The sequence below is a fragment of the Sphingomonas sp. CCH15-F11 genome (assembly GCF_001557005.1).
Lineage (GTDB): Bacteria > Pseudomonadota > Alphaproteobacteria > Sphingomonadales > Sphingomonadaceae > Sphingomonas.
In genome coordinates this window covers 1-3,646 of the sequence record NZ_LSKG01000121.1, presented here as the reverse complement: position 1 = coordinate 3,646, position 3,646 = coordinate 1, and the positions used below count along the sequence as shown (strand labels likewise).

At 60.4% G+C, this 3,646-nt stretch carries 3 protein-coding genes; 2 read left to right on the top strand and 1 reads right to left on the bottom strand.

Annotation, left to right across the window (positions count from 1 at the left end; genetic code table 11):
- A partial coding sequence (locus AX709_RS11230; protein ID WP_082731758.1) for a DUF4331 family protein occupies window positions 1-723 on the bottom strand: 723 nt, incomplete at its 3' end.
- 473 nt (window positions 724-1,196) lie between these two features.
- Between AX709_RS11230 and AX709_RS11225 the strand changes: the two genes are divergently transcribed.
- Window positions 1,197-2,198 (top strand): restriction endonuclease, encoded by a 1,002-nt coding sequence (locus AX709_RS11225; RefSeq protein ID WP_231727498.1) that lies wholly within the window; start codon window positions 1,197-1,199, stop codon window positions 2,196-2,198.
- Between the two features lie 124 nt (window positions 2,199-2,322).
- Window positions 2,323-3,646 (top strand): ATP-dependent nuclease (locus tag AX709_RS11220; protein WP_066549381.1); only part of this gene is annotated, 1,324 nt, incomplete at its 3' end.

The window sequence follows — 3,646 nt, the reverse complement described above, 5'->3', positions numbered from 1 at the left end:
AAGGGGGTCCCTTTTGCGCGCCGATAGGGGGTCCCGATTGGACGCCGATTGACACAACTGACCTCCGAAACGTGCGGTCGTTGCCCAGACATCGACCGGATTATTGCCATTCGCGATGCGAGCGCGGGGGATTTCAATCACGACCGCGGTCAGGTTCTGGCCGGCAAAAAAGTCACGATTGCGATCGAAGCTCAACGTCCCGGTCATCCGGGTCGTCCGGAATCCCTGAAGGTCGAAGAAGAACGGATCATCGAACAGACCCGCGCGCACCGTCACGCCGTCCCGGGCAAGATCGGTCTCGACCGGGCCGGAAATCGGACCCCCAGCAACACCCGGCAGCCCGGAGACGCTAACCCCAAACTGGTTGCCCGGGCGGCTCGTGTCCTCGCCAAAGCGGACGCGGATCGGGATGGTCGGAGTCGTGCGCGACCCGTCGTTGGACACGTTGATCGTATAGAGCACGTCGCGATCATAGGTCGCGGGAAGCGTCGTCGCCTGGGGCCCCGAGAACGTCAGTGCCAGGATAACGGAGGTGTCGGTGTGCCACGCATAGAGATCGGCGATGTCGGCGGCACGATCAGGCGAGGCGTCAAAGGCGGAGTCCGTCCGCGTCGGAGGATCGAGGTGATCGGCCGCCGGACTGAACTGCTCCGCCGCCATGAAGGCAAGCGGCGCGGCGATCAGTATCGCACCGATGCCAGCGCCCAATTTCAGATATCGCATGATTGCTTCTCCCTAACCGCCCGGGAGCGCGCCCTGCAAAGCGCGAGGCCGGCGGCGATCGTCACACTCCGGCCGATGATCCGCGCGGAAGCTCGAGACTCCCGGCGGGCGGCTTCTCCCCATTTGGCTCGGCCACCATCGCTAAAGGCGCCTAGCGCCCGGGTTGGTCAGTGACACAGCGATCGGAGCTACGGGTGCGATGGGACGCGGGATGCGCGCCGTGAGATTTTTTGTCGAAACTGTTTGCAGCTGACGGGCCAATATGAAGACCCTTTTCGATATCCGAGTTCACCTCTCCCACGATCGCACCGAGCCGCGATCAATCTCAGCCGGAAATTGGCGATGCGGCGCACTCGTTCAGTCCGGGGTGCGCGCCTCGTCGGCGTTCGGGTTGATGCATCTACGGGTTAAACGTCCGCACATTGGGCGCCATTGCCGCCACGCAGGTTACGCCAGAAGCAGACTGACCGCCGATGGGCCGTTTGCTGACTGGCGGCTTTACATCGGGCAATGCAATCAACCGGACCCCCTTGCGCGGCCGCGATCGATGCCGACCACGGGAGTCCAAACTGGACAACGAAGGGCTCGGGAAGCAAACTTCAACCACCATGGGCAGCATACGCGCACTAGAAATGAAGCTTGTTGATCAGGTCTTTGAGCGGCCGGCAGACCCTGGCTACGTGCTCGATTTCTCGAACAATAGCTTCGCTAGTTTCTTTGCTCAGGAGCTTGGCGTTCAAATCTACGATGACCGCTTCGCTGGCCGCGGCAATTCCAAGATGAACCGGCTTCGCTGCTATCTTGAAGTGGCCGATGACGCGGCGGCAGCCAAGGCACTTGAGACGCTCTGGGAATATCGCGAGACGCTCGGTGACGACGCTAAAACCAGTGTGGTCGATGCCGAGCGGCGATTAAATGACCTCGTTGTGCGACTTGGCGGAAAGGGAATTGCGGGTGCTGCGCCAGCGCCGCCCGCTCCCGCAAAGGCACCCGCCCCCGATCTCAGCAAACTCCGCGACGCACTAATCGCGCTTACGGCGTTGGCTCCGCAAGCGCGGGGGTTGGCATTCGAGAAATTCTTACGCGACCTGTTCACCGCCCACGGCATGTCGGGCGGCGGCAGCATCAACCTTCGCGGCGAGCAGATCGATGGCAGCTTTGAGCTCGACGGCCAGACGTACCTCATCGAAGCGAAGTGGCAGGCCGATAAGACCGGCGCGGCGGACCTTCATGTACTTGAAGGCAAACTCGCGCAACGAGCTACGTGGACTCGGGGCGTTTTCATTAGCCAGAGCGGCTTCACCGATGACGGGTTGCATGCGTTCGGTCGCGGAAAGCGGCTGGTTTGCATGGATGGTCTGGACTTGTGGGAGGCGCTCAGCGGAACACTATCGCTTCCCGAAGTTATCCAGCGCAAAGTGGCCCGCGCCTCTCGAACCGGCGAACTGTTTGTGCGGGTCCGCGACTTGGTTTGACGCCATCTAGCGGTTTGAATTTAGTCCATTTTGGCTGAATTGGCCCGACCTTGTTTTCAGCATTTCCGTGACACTTGGCCGCCGCAAGAGATAATATCCGCCCAAGGTCGGGGAGGACCATGAAATGCGCGTCAGCAGAGTCGTCATCAGAAACATTCGGGCGATCGAATTCGCCGACGTTCCCCTGGCCGAATCCACCACACTCGTCATTGGCGAGAACAACACCGGCAAATCGTCCTTCATCCATGCGATCCGCCTGTGCCTCGATGTGGGGCTTTCTTCCGCCTATCGATCGCTGACGAAGGAAGACGTCTACTGCACCGTCGATCAAACCCAGCCGTTTCAGGCTCTCGTTGGCGTCGAGTTCACCGGCTTTCAGGGCAACGAAAACGAAGAAGCGCTCCTTCAGGGGACGCAGATCGAACCTAACCGTGCACGGATCTTCTATCGGTTTCGTCCCAAGCGAGCGATCCGTGACCTGATCGCGCGACAAGCGCTGGACCGCCCGCTGAACTTGGACGATTTTAGCTGGGAGCTATTCGGCGGTGGCAATCCGGCCATCGACCTGACGCAGATTGCGTGGAACCACGAGAACGACGAGTTGGGGGCGACCTCTGTGGGCCTCCAATATCTGCAATCCTACCTTGTCGTGTTCCTGCCAGCCCTACGGGACGTAGAAGGCGATTTGCAGCAGCCGCGCCGATCCCCCTTGCTTCGCCTCGTAGAGGCCAGCGACATTGCTGTCGCCGAGCAGCAGACGATCGTTGATGCCGTTCGCAACGCGAACAACCTCATTGAAGCAACGCCGACAGTGAGAGCTATTGCCCAATCCATCGATCGGGCGTTCACCGAAGTCACCGGCCCAGCATTCGATCTTGGAATTGAGCTGGGCCTTTCGGCCCCTTCGTTTCAATCGATCATCCGCAACCTGATCGTGCTTTTGTCCAACCCGGTCGTGAGCCAGTTCGAGCCTCGCCGGAACGGCCTCGGGCTCAACAATATCCTCTACATCGCGATCCTGATCGAGCAGTTCCGCAAACGCGCGGCCGCCGGGAAGTCGGCGGGTGAACTGATCCTTGTTGAGGAACCCGAAGCGCACCTTCATCCGCAACTTCAAGCGACGTTGATGGACGCCATTCGCGGACTGCCGTTCCAGACGATCGCGACCACCCACAGCACCCAAATAACAGCGGGTGCGTCGCTGTCCTCCTATGTTGTGCTGACACAGCGAGCAGGACAATCATCGCTGGCAGCGGTCCCCAGCCGTGCGCCCAATCTCACAGATAACGACCGCCATGACCTGGAGCGGTATCTGGACGCCACCAAGTCGAACCTACTGTTTGCCCGGCGCGTGATGCTCGTCGAAGGCGCAGCAGAACTGATCCTGCTACCGTCGCTCGTAAAGCAGGTGATGAATGTCGATCTTGAACGCGAGGGCATATCGGTGG